The organism is Acinetobacter sp. 1125_18A (assembly GCF_052824985.1).
In genome coordinates, this window is the sequence record NZ_VTDG01000002.1 from 185,313 (window position 1) to 200,307 (window position 14,995).

A 14,995-nucleotide genomic window follows, 5' to 3' on the forward strand; every position below is an offset into this window, starting at 1 on the left:
CTATGTTTCCCTGTGAAAACAAAAGCCCCAACCTGTGGGACTTTTGCTGACTAAGCCATTAGTCAATATATGTGATGCGACCATCAGCATCATGATGAACTGTAGCGATTTTTTGCTGACGAGAATGTAGAAGATCATCTACATTCAAATTGAAATGGTCAGCATATTCTTGTGTAGATTTAGCTTCTGCTTCCTTTTTGGTCTTCGCTGGAACAAAGTTACTCCATAACCACAAAGAAATCGCACAAGCAATCAACGCAAATAATCCGCTTTCTAGGGCTTTTGCAAAAGCATTAAAGAAGTAATGTACCAGTTGTGGTTTCTCAAGTGAAAGATATCCCACCAAGATGACAATAGGTCTCCAAAGCAACAACCAAAATGCCCACAGCATTGCCGTCATTGTCGTGGAGAAATAACGACGATGCCAAGGTAACTGCTTACGTACATCAATAATCAAAGAGTTTGTTTTCATATTCATATCTCAAAACTTATTCTGACTAAAATGTTAGTCATCATGTCGCATACCACGATCGGGGCTGACCCACCGTGCCCTTTTACTTTCTCCACGTAAAAGAACTTTTGGGAATGCAACAATACTTGCCGTTACTGTAATCAACCAAAATACAAAGGGATACCAAATCATCCAATAGTAGTTTTTCACTAAACTCGATTCGTAACGACTATCCATCCACTTACTGATTGCGAACTGCAGTAAACAAGTTGTACCGAGTAAAATACCTGTTCCCATCGGTAATAATGGGGAGCTCATTGCTGGGAAGCCTGCATACGGTAGCAGCAAGTGCAAGATCCAGAAAATCACCATAATCAGCATTAAATATGACCAGACTAAGGTGAGGATCAACTCAATAATCAAGGGCCATAGAAAATTCAGTTTCGGTTTAAATAATACATCAAAATTCTTAATTAAAACTTGAGCGCCACCCATGGCCCAACGTAAGCGTTGTTTCCATAGACCATCAAAGGTTTCTGGCATTAAAATCCAAACCAAGGCATTCGGTTCAAACTTTACATCCCAACCCGCACGATGCAATTTCCAAGTAATATCAATATCTTCAGTTAACATGTTTGGTGACCAATAGCCCACCTCATGTACAGCACTTTTACGAAAGGCAGTAATCACACCAGAAACTGTAAATAAACGACCAAAAGTACGTTGTGCACGTTTAATCATACCGACAATTGAAGAAAATTCACCAACTTGAATCCGTCCCAGTAAAGTCGAACGAGTACGAATACGTGGATTACCTGTCACAGCCGCAACTGTAGGATTATTGAGAAAATGACGAATCATCCACTGTGCAGCATATGGATCAAGTAACGCATCACCGTCAATACCAATTAAAAACTCAGCATCGGTAAGCAAACTACCCGCTTGTAATGCCATGGCTTTACCTTGGTTTTCAGCCAAATGTACGACGCGAAGCTTGTCATACTTCAATGCCAACGCATTTAAGATTTCTGCTGTATTGTCAGAACTCCCATCATTAATTGCAATGACTTCAAAGTTTGGATAATTCAACTTTAATGCATGACTAATGGTCTCATCCGCATTATCTTGTTCATTGAAACACGGCACAAGCACAGCAACTAAAGGATATTCTTCCAATGTTGGCGGTTGAGTATATGGCGGCTCTTTACGTTCTTTCCAATAGAAAATTAAAGCGCCTATCATCCATAGATACGACATAAATAATGGATAATAGAAGATAAAGTTTAATACGGATTGCCACAGGTGTTGAAATGCACTCATATCAGACCTTAAGGAACCAATCGTTGTGGTTTAGAATCAAATACTTTACGCATTTCAGCAGTATTTGGATGATCTTCAATTGGATCATCTGGGTAATACCCCACATGCATCACACCTTGTTGATACAAAGACTGAATCGTTTGAGCAATTTCCGAGGTTGGAATCTTTTGATTATTACGCCAGTTCACTGCTTGTAATTCAAAAATGGTCTTTTTAATCCCATTCGGTTGTTTCTTCACGTTTTGCACTAAATCTTTATAAAACTTAGTTGCATCTGGCGCCTGTTCCATATAAGGCATTGCCATAATTGCAGTAAAGTCATAATTTTTAATCGATTGTTCTAAAGACTGGGCATACCAGTTTTCCGAGTATGCTGAAAGTGCAACTTGAGCATATAAGTTACGTGCAGTCAGTAAGAACGGTTGGTAATAACGTGCCTTTTGCGCCAAATCCATTGCAAAGTTATCAATGGTCTTGGTTTTAAAATCTGTCCATTTTTGCAATTTTGCATCATCATTACGAATTTCTTCTAAATCGGCTGGTAAACCAATTTTTTGATAAGCGTTGATGGCTTCTGGACTGGCATCTTCATAATCTGAAAGTGTTGCATCATCATGGAACAAGATGCCATCAAATGTCGTGGATTTCGCTAAATCTTGATATAAGCCTTCAATTACTTTACGTGCTTCTGGTGAATATGGGCTTAAACGATGATATCCCATATTTAAATGATCACTGTCTTTGGCTTGCTGAGTCACCACCACATCTTTAGATGCAGGATTTGAAGCGGGTAAGTCCCAAGCCAATAACGGCATCCAGGCATATAAACGACTGACCTGAGTACGCGTTTGAATCTGCCATGCAACACGATTGAATAAATCTGCACGCATTGGAAGAGTACGATTTGGGAAATACACCATATCAGCAGAACCATTGGCATCAGGATCAGCAAATGCCTGTAGAAATACCGTGGTTACATTCATTTCACGAATACGGTCTAATAGGTGACCTAAATTTTTCTCTTGCTGCGCTTCATCTGGATCATAAATATAATCTAAATCCACATGCATAACTTTTTGTGGGCGGTTATTGTCAGTAAAATTCATCTGACGACTTTGGATTTCTTGTGCCAAAGAATCCGTAGTCATATTCCCTTCAACAAGAATACGGTTCAAATGACCTAAAGATTTTTCAATATGGTCTGGACCATCATCTAAGCTAATCGTAATAGGCATACCCACTTTTTTAGCCAAAGCAACCGCTTCCATATTATAACGACCATATGGCCACACCATCACACGTGGTGCTTTTAAACCATGTGATTGCAATACTTTATTATTCTTTTTCAAATCACTAAAAATACGATCTGCATAGGCTTTGTCAGATTCATAGGTTTTACTTTTTGGATCGTATTGGCGTGTGACAGCAGCTGGTTCAGAGTTGCCCTGCGGGTTGCCTAAAATACCACGATGTAAATTATAACTGTGGCTACCAATTTCAACATAGCCACTCTTTTGCATGGTTTTAAGTTCATCCCAAGTCAAAAGTTTTTTACGTGCTAATTTTTCATCCCCAAATTGAACCATTTCATTGGCTTTAGGTTCTAACCACGAGCCAACGACAGCGAGTACAACAGGAATTTTACGTTGTTTAATGACCGGATATGCATATTGATAAAAAGATTGATAACCATCATCTACAGTCAACAATACCGGTTTGGTAGGCAGTTTATATTTACCTTCATTGGCTTTAATAATTTGGTCTACATTGACAAAATTATAGCCATTTTTTTGTAGCCAATCTAAATGCAGCTCAAACTGTTTCGTGGTCACGGCATAATCTGGAATCACTGCATCATGATTAGGCGTAATTTCATGATAACCAATAATTGTCAGCGTATTTAAATCAATTTTAGGTAATTCGTGCTCTATTGGAGTTTCAGTAGCAACTTGGTCTACTTCTGCCATTGCACTATTATAAAAGGAAGAAAACAATAGTGTTACGCATATCATCGCTGAAGGAGAAAAGTAACGGCTTAGCATATATTTAAATACTCGATCATCATTGTTTTAAATCTGAATTCGTCCGTAGTACATCAATATTGAAATACTAAAATCCTTTTTCAAGACGAATTGAGCCAGAGGTTTTACAACGATGATTTAAAAGAATAAAACTGAAACGAACCTTAAAAATAACTCTGAGCAGAATTATTTATTTGTGACATTTAAACACTTTTAAGACAAAAGTATTGTAGATGATTGTTAAGTATTGAGCAAATAATAAACAAAAAATTAAATCTATTGTGTTTAAAATCACACTATTAGCTCAACAATAGCCATTTAAATTAAAATTTGGATTATATTTTTATCGCATTGAAATATACAGAAATGAAGAAAACTTACTCAACATTTTTAGCGCAACATAGTGTAGTCGTTAGATGATTCATCAAGCATAAAAAAATAGAGATCAATTGACCTCTATTTTTGCGTTCATGCTGAAGGCTAAATTAGCCCAAACATTTAGTGAATTTAATCACGTGTTTTGACATCAAAAAGTTCAATTTCAAAAATCAGATTAGAATTTGCTGGAATGATTTTGCCCATTTTACGCTCGCCATAAGCCAAGTGTGCAGGAACGATTAATTTACGTTTACCACCTACTTTCATCCCCATAATGCCTTGATCCCAACCTTTAATTACACGGCCTGTTCCAATCACTGTTTCAAAGTAATTGCCACGATCAATTGAAGAATCGAACTTGGTTCCATCTTCCAACCAGCCAGTATAATGAGTTGTAATCAAAGCACCTTTTACCGCTTCTTTACCTTCACCAACTTTTAAGTCGATAATTTCTAATTCATTTGACATACATTATTCCTATTCATCATTCAGGTTTGTGCAAAGCTGTACCTATCACTGTATTGTGTTCAGTATGATATTCAGCATAACTTTTACACAAATGTTGATAATCTTGCTCAACCTGTTGGGCGTAATTATACGTGTATTTCAACAATTGCGTTTTCCAAAGTTCCGCTTGTTGTGCAAAATTGATTAATTCATCTGCATTTAAAAAGCGTTTTTTTATTTTAAAAACTTAACTCTTTAATCTCTTGATCTAAAAGCAAATAATTGGTGAGTTTTTTATGATTTTGTGCAGACCCAATTAAAACCCAGCGCCCAACAATCTGTTTTTCAGTTTTATTTTGTACGCCACGTAAAATTTTCATATTGTATTGCTTAAACAATTCTTCGTATTTATCTAAGGTCTCTTGCTGATAATCACATAAAATCCTGTAATTACGAGCTTGATGAATCGCTTCAATTTTTTCTTGAAAATAGACGAGAAATACTAATACAACCAGTACCAGTATCGTTCCAACAAATGCTAAATATTCATAACCAGCACCAGCGGCCATACCTAATGCAGCCACCATCCAAATCGTTGTTGCAGTGGTAATACCTGAAATTCGGTTGTCATCTTTAAAAATAACCCCAGCACCTAAAAACCCCAAACCAGTCAGAATATTTGCTGCCAAACGATCAGGATTTTGTACCCCAATTTTGATCGAAAGTATGGTGAATAAGCAGGATGCTAAACTCACCATAATCATGGTGCGTAACCCTGCTGACTTACTGCGATACTCACGCTCTGCACCAATAATCGCACCAATCGCCAAAGCCATCAGTAAGTGGTAGATGTCATTATTCATTGATTTTCTACATAACTATTTTTATCACTCTAGGTATACGAAATTTAAGCAAAAAAAAGCAAGCGATTCGCTTGCTTTTCTTGTCAATTTTTATTGGACAACAATGCTTATTGTAACTGTGTCCATTCAATCACAGCTTGAGCATCATCACCAATTAAAGTCCACTCACCATCCATAACATTCAATTGCAATTGCATTGTGCGTTGACATAAAGCTTGAATTGCAGTTGTCGTCGCCTCAGACAACTGCCATACCTGAACATTTGATAATGTTTTGAGTTTAGAACTTCTTTTATACCATTCTGCAACGGCTGAACCATAGGCGATGACAGCCACTTCTTTACAACGCGCTGCCGCTTTTTTAACTTTGTCTTCGTCAGGCAAACCAACTTCAATCCATTTAATCAACTGTCCGGTTAAATCCTTTTCCCATAAAGCAGGTTCATCAGTTTCAAATAAATCTTTGGTAAATTCCAAACGTTCATCTGCAAAACGAGCATATGCCAATACACGCACCATTAAGCGTTCAATCGTTTCAGATGGATGTAATGCCATCGTGAATTGATAATCACCATATTGATGCACATCCATATTGGCAATATTGAGATCAGCCTTATAAATTGTTGCTTTTAATGCCATGAAAGTTCCAAAAAGTTCTTAAATATGGCGCACAGTCTATAAGATTTTCAAAAGGATTACTGCGTTTTTTCCGCCTGATCAATTCGACAATTCAACAAAGCTGTTTCTAAACTTTCCCAATCACGATTGTGCTGGCTAATGAGTTCAATCCGATTATCCAAGCTTTCTTCACCCGATTTATAATTCAAATTTTCTGGATTAAAATTAAATGTCATCCAACCTTGATTGGTATTGAATATCCCTTTGATCCGCAACCAGTCTTTTTGCTCACACAAGACATCTAACAAGTCATAAAAATCGAATTGCCAACGCTTTGAAAACTTCCAACCAGCAACAGTATATCCATTAGCCGTTTCAACATAGTGATAAGGCAATTGTTTAACCACAGGCAGTACTTCATCGGGGTTAAATTGCTTTTGCACTTGGATCAACGGTACAACTTTTCTCTCAATCCCTTGATGTGTTACATCCAGCTGTTGAATATCAAGATTGCCCTGCTCTGCCAATACCCAAGTTTGAATATAGGCAAAATAATCATTTTTAAACTGGTTTAATACCTCATGATCAGACGCAGACATACTATCTGCATGTGAAACCACAACAATTTGTGCAGCTTTTAATTGATCTTGATAAAGCTCTTGATTCACCCATTCAGAATCATGTAAGCGACTCCCATCGATTACTGTCACCAATGCACGCATATCAATTTGCGCTTGCCATTGCGGTTCAGTCAATTGTGCCAAAAGTTGAGCGGGATGACCTAAGCCTGTGGGTTCTATAAATAGTCGATCGGGTTGTTTATCATAAATCAATCGAGACAAGGCAATTTGCATAGGCAATTGTCCTGCACAACATAAACAACCACCGAGTAACTCTTTTACTTCATAGCCTGAGTCTTGTGGTAATAATTGTTGATCTACACCAATTTGTCCAAACTCATTCATCAGCACCGCCCAAGTTTCATTTTCTGGCTTCTGTTGAAGCAAATGCTGTAATAAGGTGGTCTTTCCAGCCCCTAAAAATCCAGAAATAATATGAGTTTTAACTGTTTTTTGGCTTAAAATCTTCAAAGGATCGACTCAGCATATTAAATAAAAGAAATTGATAGTTATCGCGACGCTTCTTATTATTACTGAAAATGTGCCACTAGTTTCAGGTTTTAAATCTATTTTTTAAATTAAAATTACAAAAACAATCCAAAACTCCAATATACCATTCATAAAGATTGCATCGTGAATGTTAATTGTAAGTAACAGCATCGTGTATTTTTTAATCAACTTTTCATATTTACATACATTTTCACCTATTGGTAAAAGTCAATGAGTCACAAAAAAACAACATAATACAATGATTTGTTTTAAACATGTAAACCTGTCTGTTACGCTTTGTTGCTTAGGTTGCCCATTTTTTCATCTGCACTTAGCATGACACTACTCCCTGTGATCAGCAACGCATTTAACAACTGACGCTCTCACAGGTCGTTATACGATCAATTCAATGAATTAAGGATGCCAAAATGAAACTCGTTAAAACACTTTTAGCTACTACACTTGCTTTCACTGCTTTCTCAACTTTTGCTGCTACTGATACAGCTGCAACTGAAGCTGAACAAGTTGTTGTATCAACTCAAGAACAACCAGCTGCAGCTGAAGATACTCAAGCTGCTGGTCAACCTACAGCTCAACCTGCGACTGAAAGCGCTGCTGAAGCTCCAGCGACTTCTGCTCCTCAAGCAGGTCAATAAGATTTAACACTCCTCCCGAGTTAGCAATTAGGTTGTCTGAAAAGACGATCTGAATAAAAAGACTAGATCATGCTGCGATTTAGTCTTTTTATTTTTTCTAGAACCATTAAAATTTTTTAAAATAGCTTGTGAGTTGTATATCTCAATAAAAAATATTCAGCAATTTTTAGCTTATTCATCATACTGATTAAAATGTTCATGCTCTAAATAAGCGCTCGAAAAACGACCAATAAATTTACCAGTTTTTTGTAGATCACTTTTCGGTTTCCAAAAACCATTTTCAATAACCCAATCATACACAGAAATATCAAGCGGATATTGCGTCAAAATACACTTAAGCTGATGATCAAAAATATATTTTTCAGCAGCTACTTTATCTGTAAAACAACCGATAATATTTAAATTGTCACTATTCTGAATCATCCAGATAAATTTAAAATCCATTTTTTAAACCATATTCATCCTTGAACAAACTCCGCTAAACTGCCTGAATCCAAGCTACATCTTTTACGGCATCGCGCTGTTGAATCAACAGAATAAACGGCTTAAATTCGTCTAGATATGGCACAATTTTAAAAGAGATGGCGAAGATCAGCCAGTATGCTAAAAACAAATCTGCCGCAGAGATTTGATGCCCCAGCAAATAAGGATTTGCTTGCTTCAGCCCAATTTTAATAAAGTTATAAATTGTTTCTTCTGTACCAAAGCCTAGACTTCTTCTTCGTTCCTGAATTTGTTCTGTTGAAATACCTAAACTTTTAATATCCATAAACTCAGTCAAAGGTCCGTGGCAAAAGAATAACCATTTTAAATATTCTCCACGCTTGGGATCATTCAATGCGGGTGCGAAACCTTTCTCAATATATTTGTCTGCTAAATACGCAAAGATTGCAGGCGTCTCAGAAATAACAGAACCTTGATCCACTAAAAAAGGAATCTTAGCCATCGGATTCAGTGCCAAATATTCAGGCTGATTCAAGTCTTTATAATCCACTTGAATAATTTCGACTTGATCTTCGATATCTAATTCTTTTAATAAAGGCAAAATGGTATTTCCACGAGAATGTGCATTGGTATAAAGTTTCATTGTTTTTAAATCCATTTTTATCGTGCTTTGAGTATAATCAAAATATCGCTAAGAATGATTAATTTATATGCAAAAGCAATGATACTTCTTTTCTAAAAAAATAAATAAAATAATTATCAATAGCTTATGAAAAAATAAATTCCATCCTTCCCTAAATATTCTAAATTACAGAAAAGATTAAATGTGATTAACCCACAGTATAGCGATTGATTCAAACCAATAATTTAGAATATTTTTTATATAAATTGCACTTTTAAAAAAATTAAAGTCATCCAATAACATCATTTTTCTGATCTTTAATCTTTAAGATAACTCGTACATACGCCAATTATGGCCCTCTGAGTGCTTTTCTAATTCGAATTATTGAATAATTCAGCTATACTATTTTGCACTTAAATAAGTTTGTAAAATTGATAAATTTATAACTAAAACCTGACATATCAAGACTAACGAGGAATCTAAAATGTTAAAAAAACTGATCGGTTTAGGCGTCATCAGCACCCTACTTGTTGCATGTAGCAAACCGTTACCGACAGATAAGCAAAACTACTCAGGCACGTGGCAAAGTGAGGATGGCAGTGTAAATTTGATGATTACACCTGAAGGCCGCGTTGAATATAGCAATAAACAACCTAATTCAAGTTCATCTGTATCTGCCCCAATTTCTAAATTTGAAGGCAATAACTTTAGTGCTGGCATTGGACCACTTTCAACTGAGTTTAAAGTTTCTCAAGCACCGCAACAAACTGCCAATGGCACATTGAGCATGACTGTAGATGGACGTGTTCTTAACAAAGTCAATTAAAAGTACTGCTCTGTCTTTATCAAATTTTTATCTTTTGAATCTACGTTTAAGCGTCAATAGCTTAGTGTTGGCAAATATAGCGTATCACGCTAACCACATTTCATTTAAATTTTGAGACTCTCTAAAGCCCCCCTCATTGGCAATGAGGGGGAAACTTAATCAATTATCCATTTGATGCTTTTTTATAGATACTGCAAGAAGGATGATGATTTTCTTGTAAACGCGCCACTTTACGTTGCTCAGCCGCTTCAAAACGACAGCGTTTCCAATCATTATCCAGATTTAAAGCTGGAATTTGTTGTGGTTTACCATTTTCATCTACAGCCACCATGGTGAAATAGCAACTGTTGGTATGACGTACTGTACGTTTTTGAATATTTTGTGCTTCAACACGAATCCCAATTTCCATTGAAGTACGACCAACATGGTTGACACTGGCAAGAAAGCTGACCATTTCACCCACATGAATTGGCTCTTTGAAATTCACTTTATCGACTGAAAGTGTCACAACATAACTTCCTGAATAACGACTTGCACATGCATAAGCAACTTGATCAAGTAGCTTAAGGATGGTTCCACCGTGTACATTACCTGAAAAGTTTGCCATATCTGGGGTCATCAAAACGGACATGGTTAATTCTGACTGGTCATCTGTAGCTGGGATCATTTGATCTAATGGAGACATCGTATTCTAGACTCTATTTTGGCAGGAGATTTAAGCCTATTATTATATATCTTTTCAGCTAAAAAACATGTTTAATTCGGCAATTGACCATTCTCTCAATTTATGATTATAAACCTAGTCATTTATTTGAGGTATATCTTATTGGTTTATCAATCATTTTCTATTTTTTACAATATTTCCGCTGCAATCTTGCCATATTTAAGCCGCTGTTGATCCGATAATTGGCATTAAATTTGATAACAATGTTCAGTGTTTACAGGAATGGTTTCTAAAATTATATTAGGCTGTATCACAATTTTCACTTTTTAGACTTAACAAATTTAATCATCATAGATTTCAATAAAGTGATTACTGAAATAGCACATCATCCTTATTCAAATAATCATACAGTGATAAAAGTATAATATTTTTAAATGGATCTATTACGATTGATCTTAGTTTTGAACTTGATATTGCTGCTGAGCAGTTTCAAGACTTTTCTTACTGGCAATAACCACATCTAGATCATGCATACGTTGATTGGCAGCATCGATTCCAGCTTGCATGGTATCCTGACGACCTTTTACATCAAAAATATGCGCTTTTTCGCGCAAATCTGGCTGAATCACAATATCTGCATTTTTTAATTCTTCTGCTGCTAATCGATTTTGCATGATATTGATATTTTGATTAAACAGTCCCCAGACATTCGTGGTTTCCGTGTTAACTGGTTGCGCCAATATATCCACCGCAATCACGATATCCGCACCTAATTCTTTGGCGATATTCACAGGTACTGGGCTAACTAAACCACCATCGACATATTCCTTACCTTTAATTTTGGTGGGAATAAACATACTTGGAATAGATACAGAAGCTCTCACAGCCTGCCCAGTATTGCCATAATTAAAAATTGTTTTTTCACCATTTTGTAATTCTGTAGCAACCACATACATCGGGATCTTCATTTTTTCCAAAGGCATTTGATCGATTTGCTTATTGACATAATCTTCAACTTTTTGCCCATCAAAAAAACCTTTCATCCCAATTTTGAAATCGCGCACATCGCCTACTTTCATATTGAGTGCAATTTGGCGTAATTGTTCAGGCGATTTTCCACTGGCATAAATTGAACCAACAATACTTCCCGCACTTGTTCCAACAATAAAATCAGGTTTAATACCATGTTGTTCCAGCACTTCGATTACACCAATGTGGGCGTAACCACGCGCGCCCCCACTGCCTAAAACCAAAGCAATCACAGGTTTTTTCTTTGATAACTGTTTGTACTGATAAAAAGTATTGTCCAATCGCGAAGAGGCTTCTAAAACTTGCTGTGGTGCTAATCTACTGGCTTGCGATTTTTTTTCGGGTGTGTGTGCACATGCAGTTAGTAACAAACCACAAAACAAAGAAGCTAAGGTTTTCTTTAACAATGACATATACTCTCAGATCATGGCACAATCTAAATTCGCATGTATATAAGCATAATTAGCAATGATTTGCTGTTGTATTTATTTATTCTGTCATGATTTTCGATTAGATTATAAAAATCAATGTCTAAAATAATCCTAAAAATATGCCCACACTTTTTGAAATTTTTTGGATTTTTTTAAAATTAGGCTGTAGTAGCTTTGGCGGTCCAGCCGCACATTTAGTGTTTTTTAAACAGACTTTTGTAGAGAAAAAGCATTGGCTAAATGAGCAGCAGTATGCTCAACTGCTTGCACTCACCCAACTACTGCCAGGCCCAAGTAGTAGTCAAATGGGCATGGCTATCGGCTATTTGCAACATCGATATTTAGGCGCAGTTGCTGCATGGATTGGGTTTACCCTCCCTTCAGCATTGCTAATGTTTGGCTTAGCACGATTCATTCAACATCATCCAATTTTTAATGTAACCTTATTTTCAACAATCCATTCGATCATCTTGGCAATTATCGTCTTTGCTTTTTTTCAGATGTTTAAAAGCTATTGTAGAACCAAATTACAAGTTACCTTAATGCTTGTCAGTACTGTGCTACTGCTCCTATTTTCCAATGCATGGATACAACTTACGATTATCCTTGGTACTGGTTGTTTAGCCATTTTAATGACGCGATTTGCATATATTCAAAAGGATTCAAATGATCTTACTATCGCAAAGCAGCATATAAATTTTAAGGTCTTGCCAATCGCTCATCGTCATCATTCAATCTGGTTGATTGGCTTTATTTCAATTTTTTTAGCCTTGTGCTTAGCCATGCTTTTTTCCAACAAACTGCTCTTTCAAGCCAGTTTTAGTTTTTATAAAACAGGCGCTCTGGTCTTCGGTGGTGGCCATGTAGTTCTTCCCATGCTTCATCAAGATTTGGTCGATACAGGTCTAATCAGCAAACAAAACTTTGAATTAGGTTACACACTTGCGCAATTTATGCCAGGGCCACTGTTTAGCTTTGCCAGTTATCTTGGTGCGTATTTACCCCTTACAGCTTTTCCCATTGTTAATGCTGCCATAACAACACTGTTGATCTTTCTGCCGTCTTTTTTCTTTGTTTTTTTAGCTTTGCCTTACTGGTCTAAACAACTTGAGAATCGTTATATTCAAAATTCTGTAATGCTCATCAATGCCGCAGTTGTTGGATTTATCCTGTCTGTGATTGTCCCCATGCTACAAAAAACCATGGGCAATCCATTAGATATTCTCACAGCCTGTTTAATGCTGTTAAGTCTAAAACTTAAAATTTCAATTTTTATCAGTATTCCTAGTCTTTTATTTATTCATTATGCCTTGCTGAATTTCATTTAAAAAGCCAGTGATATCACTGGCTTTTTAAATCTAAAATTTAAGCGATAAATTTTAGAATTAACTGAATCACTGTGGCATTAATTAAGTCGACAAAAAAAGCACCACAAAGCGGAACAATCAAAAATGCTTTATGTGAAGGACCGTACATATTGGTAATGGCCTGCATATTTGCAACAGCTGTCGGTGTTGCACCCATACCAAAACCACAATGCCCTGCGGCCAATACCGCTGCATCATAATTTTTCCCCATTACACGGAATGTCACGAAAGCAGCATATAAAGCCATCGTTAATGTTTGCGCACTCAGAATAATCACCAATGGCCCGGCTAAATCTGCTAATTGCCAAAGTTTTAATGAAAGTAAAGCCATCGCTAGATAAAGCGACAATGCTGCGTTACCAAACACATCGATCGCACGATCAAACATTTTAACTCTTAAAATGCCTTCGAGTACATTTCGAAGAATAACACCGCCAGCGAGTGCCCAAACAAATGTTGGCAGCTCAAACCATTGTCCTTTACTGTAACCTGTCATGAATTCAGCAAAAGCCAGACATGCTGCAAAAAGTCCCAATGTTGTAATCGCATTATCTGCAGTAATCAAACGGACTTGATGTGGATATTCAAAGGGAACATATTCACCAAGATCAGAAACAGCTTGCTGATTGGTCTCATCCACTTCTTTTTGTGTCTTTGGATTAGATAACTGATAACGGTTTATTAGTAGCTTGGCCAATGGACCACCGATGATCCCACCAATAATTAAACCAAAGGTTGCGCTTGCCATACCCAAAGCCAATGCACCTTGGATACCATGCTGGGTTTCTAAAATCTCACCCCAAGCACCTGCTGTACCATGTCCACCTGTAAGGGTAATTGAACCCGCAATCAAACCAATCAGCGGATCTAGACCCATGGCCGTTGCCAACCCAATCCCAACAAAGTCTTGTACGACAATAAATGAGGCAACACAGATTAAAAAAACGACTAAACCAAAACCGCCTTCTTTTAATTTTGCAAAATTTGCACTTAAACCAATCGAAGCGAAAAATACCAACATGAAACTGGTTTGCAATTCACTACTCGTGGTAATGCTATAGCCCCAGAAATTATGGATGAGTAAAGACAAAATTGCGGCAACAAGTCCGCCAGCAACAGGTTCTGGAATATTATATTTACGGAGAAAATCAATCTTATTGACCAGGAAACGACCCAATAACAATACGATGACCGCTGCAATCAACGTATAGAAGGCATTAAAAGAAAATTCCATAAGTAATTGTCCATTCTTTGGCTAGATTTTTTGTTGTATAGATATAGAAATGCTATTCCATAGTAGCAGACTTAAAATCACTCAGATTTAGTGATTACCTAATTGCCTGATATATACAACAAAAAATTAAAATAAAATGCAGATTTTCAACATTGAAAATCAAAAAGGCTCATCGCGATAAATACATTAGCGATTAGATATAAACAGAATTGCAATGCTGCAAAAATTTAGAAAAGAAAATGGTCATGATGTTACTCCTATTATTGATAAAAGATCATTTCATCAAACAATGAGAAATACAGTCCTCATAAGTCATTCGCTTTACAAGAACAGGCCAAAACAGGTCATTTATCTATACGATAATATGAACATAGAAAAAAAGTGGGTTAATTATGCATTTTTTTAAGCAAATGTCTTATGTTTTTACAATATTATTCATTATTTGAAATGATATTGATTTGATGATTATTTTTAATATGAATACTCAGGTATTAAAAAACCGAGGATCATTCCTCG

15 protein-coding genes are annotated in these 14,995 nt (G+C 36.4%); 3 read left to right on the top strand and 12 right to left on the bottom strand.

Annotation, left to right across the window (positions count from 1 at the left end):
- Nucleotides 1–58 precede the first annotated feature (58 nt).
- The 7 genes from pgaD to FY049_RS03845 all read right to left on the bottom strand — a co-directional run bounded on the left by pgaD (nucleotide 59) and on the right by FY049_RS03845 (nucleotide 7,188).
- The gene (pgaD, locus tag FY049_RS03815; RefSeq protein ID WP_056514552.1) at nucleotides 59–472 is read right to left on the bottom strand and encodes a poly-beta-1,6-N-acetyl-D-glucosamine biosynthesis protein PgaD; all 414 of its coding nucleotides are present in this window, start codon (nucleotides 470–472) and stop codon (nucleotides 59–61) included.
- Nucleotides 473–505: 33 nt separating this feature from the next.
- Nucleotides 506–1,771 carry a poly-beta-1,6-N-acetyl-D-glucosamine synthase gene (gene pgaC, locus FY049_RS03820; protein ID WP_004722670.1) on the bottom strand — a complete coding sequence of 422 codons (1,266 nt, stop codon included), beginning with the start codon at nucleotides 1,769–1,771 and terminating at the stop codon, nucleotides 506–508.
- A gap of 8 nt (nucleotides 1,772–1,779) precedes the next feature.
- Nucleotides 1,780–3,813, bottom strand: a complete 2,034-nt coding sequence (gene pgaB / locus FY049_RS03825; protein WP_056514555.1) for a poly-beta-1,6-N-acetyl-D-glucosamine N-deacetylase PgaB — start codon at nucleotides 3,811–3,813, stop codon at nucleotides 1,780–1,782.
- Between the two features lie 486 nt (nucleotides 3,814–4,299).
- Nucleotides 4,300–4,638, bottom strand: a complete 339-nt coding sequence (locus FY049_RS03830) for an FKBP-type peptidyl-prolyl cis-trans isomerase (RefSeq protein ID WP_004722677.1) — start codon at nucleotides 4,636–4,638, stop codon at nucleotides 4,300–4,302.
- Nucleotides 4,639–4,856: 218 nt separating this feature from the next.
- The gene (locus tag FY049_RS03835) at nucleotides 4,857–5,480 is read right to left on the bottom strand and encodes an MgtC/SapB family protein (RefSeq protein ID WP_335955808.1); all 624 of its coding nucleotides are present in this window, start codon (nucleotides 5,478–5,480) and stop codon (nucleotides 4,857–4,859) included.
- Between the two features lie 107 nt (nucleotides 5,481–5,587).
- A complete protein-coding gene (locus FY049_RS03840; protein ID WP_004722682.1) occupies nucleotides 5,588–6,118 on the bottom strand; it encodes a YaeQ family protein in 531 nt (176 codons plus the stop codon).
- Nucleotides 6,119–6,174: 56 nt separating this feature from the next.
- Nucleotides 6,175–7,188, bottom strand: a complete 1,014-nt coding sequence (locus FY049_RS03845) for a CobW family GTP-binding protein (RefSeq protein WP_004722683.1) — start codon at nucleotides 7,186–7,188, stop codon at nucleotides 6,175–6,177.
- 446 nt (nucleotides 7,189–7,634) lie between these two features.
- On the opposite strand from FY049_RS03845, the gene FY049_RS03850 reads away from it, so the two are divergent.
- On the top strand, nucleotides 7,635–7,862 hold the full coding sequence (locus FY049_RS03850) for a hypothetical protein (protein WP_004722685.1): 228 nt from the start codon (nucleotides 7,635–7,637) through the stop codon (nucleotides 7,860–7,862).
- Nucleotides 7,863–8,033: 171 nt separating this feature from the next.
- On the opposite strand, the gene FY049_RS03855 is transcribed toward FY049_RS03850, so the two are convergent.
- Both FY049_RS03855 and FY049_RS03860 read right to left on the bottom strand, forming a co-directional pair.
- Complete coding sequence (locus FY049_RS03855; RefSeq protein ID WP_056514561.1) at nucleotides 8,034–8,306, bottom strand: DUF7710 domain-containing protein; 273 nt, start codon at nucleotides 8,304–8,306, stop codon at nucleotides 8,034–8,036.
- Nucleotides 8,307–8,340: 34 nt separating this feature from the next.
- Nucleotides 8,341–8,949 carry a glutathione S-transferase family protein gene (locus FY049_RS03860; RefSeq protein WP_335955113.1) on the bottom strand — a complete coding sequence of 203 codons (609 nt, stop codon included), beginning with the start codon at nucleotides 8,947–8,949 and terminating at the stop codon, nucleotides 8,341–8,343.
- A gap of 463 nt (nucleotides 8,950–9,412) precedes the next feature.
- On the opposite strand from FY049_RS03860, the gene FY049_RS03865 reads away from it, so the two are divergent.
- Complete coding sequence (locus tag FY049_RS03865) at nucleotides 9,413–9,754, top strand: hypothetical protein (RefSeq protein WP_335955114.1); 342 nt, start codon at nucleotides 9,413–9,415, stop codon at nucleotides 9,752–9,754.
- A 163-nt stretch (nucleotides 9,755–9,917) separates the two neighbouring features.
- On the opposite strand, the gene FY049_RS03870 is transcribed toward FY049_RS03865, so the two are convergent.
- On the bottom strand, nucleotides 9,918–10,439 hold the full coding sequence (locus FY049_RS03870) for an acyl-CoA thioesterase (RefSeq protein ID WP_004722691.1): 522 nt from the start codon (nucleotides 10,437–10,439) through the stop codon (nucleotides 9,918–9,920).
- A gap of 434 nt (nucleotides 10,440–10,873) precedes the next feature.
- Nucleotides 10,874–11,860 (bottom strand): patatin-like phospholipase family protein, encoded by a 987-nt coding sequence (locus FY049_RS03875; protein ID WP_056514567.1) that lies wholly within the window; start codon nucleotides 11,858–11,860, stop codon nucleotides 10,874–10,876.
- Nucleotides 11,861–11,997: 137 nt separating this feature from the next.
- Here FY049_RS03875 and chrA point away from each other — a divergent pair, with 137 nt between their 5' ends.
- On the top strand, nucleotides 11,998–13,206 hold the full coding sequence (gene chrA / locus FY049_RS03880) for a chromate efflux transporter (RefSeq protein WP_333667839.1): 1,209 nt from the start codon (nucleotides 11,998–12,000) through the stop codon (nucleotides 13,204–13,206).
- Between the two features lie 37 nt (nucleotides 13,207–13,243).
- On the opposite strand, the gene gltS is transcribed toward chrA, so the two are convergent.
- On the bottom strand, nucleotides 13,244–14,479 hold the full coding sequence (gene gltS, locus FY049_RS03885; RefSeq protein WP_004819437.1) for a sodium/glutamate symporter: 1,236 nt from the start codon (nucleotides 14,477–14,479) through the stop codon (nucleotides 13,244–13,246).
- Between the last annotated feature and the right edge of the window lie 516 nt (nucleotides 14,480–14,995).

Coding starts and splice junctions, on each gene's coding strand:
- FY049_RS03875 (WP_056514567.1), bottom strand. CDS start 11,860: ATGTCATTGTTAAAGAAAACCTTAGCTTCTTTGTTTTGTGGTTTGTTA.
- FY049_RS03860 (WP_335955113.1), bottom strand. CDS start 8,949: ATGAAACTTTATACCAATGCACATTCTCGTGGAAATACCATTTTGCCT.
- FY049_RS03835 (WP_335955808.1), bottom strand. CDS start 5,480: ATGAATAATGACATCTACCACTTACTGATGGCTTTGGCGATTGGTGCG.
- pgaD (WP_056514552.1), bottom strand. CDS start 472: ATGAAAACAAACTCTTTGATTATTGATGTACGTAAGCAGTTACCTTGG.
- FY049_RS03865 (WP_335955114.1), top strand. CDS start 9,413: ATGTTAAAAAAACTGATCGGTTTAGGCGTCATCAGCACCCTACTTGTT.
- pgaB (WP_056514555.1), bottom strand. CDS start 3,813: ATGCTAAGCCGTTACTTTTCTCCTTCAGCGATGATATGCGTAACACTA.
- FY049_RS03830 (WP_004722677.1), bottom strand. CDS start 4,638: ATGTCAAATGAATTAGAAATTATCGACTTAAAAGTTGGTGAAGGTAAA.
- FY049_RS03870 (WP_004722691.1), bottom strand. CDS start 10,439: ATGTCTCCATTAGATCAAATGATCCCAGCTACAGATGACCAGTCAGAA.
- FY049_RS03850 (WP_004722685.1), top strand. CDS start 7,635: ATGAAACTCGTTAAAACACTTTTAGCTACTACACTTGCTTTCACTGCT.
- gltS (WP_004819437.1), bottom strand. CDS start 14,479: ATGGAATTTTCTTTTAATGCCTTCTATACGTTGATTGCAGCGGTCATC.
- chrA (WP_333667839.1), top strand. CDS start 11,998: ATGCCCACACTTTTTGAAATTTTTTGGATTTTTTTAAAATTAGGCTGT.
- pgaC (WP_004722670.1), bottom strand. CDS start 1,771: ATGAGTGCATTTCAACACCTGTGGCAATCCGTATTAAACTTTATCTTC.
- FY049_RS03855 (WP_056514561.1), bottom strand. CDS start 8,306: ATGGATTTTAAATTTATCTGGATGATTCAGAATAGTGACAATTTAAAT.
- FY049_RS03840 (WP_004722682.1), bottom strand. CDS start 6,118: ATGGCATTAAAAGCAACAATTTATAAGGCTGATCTCAATATTGCCAAT.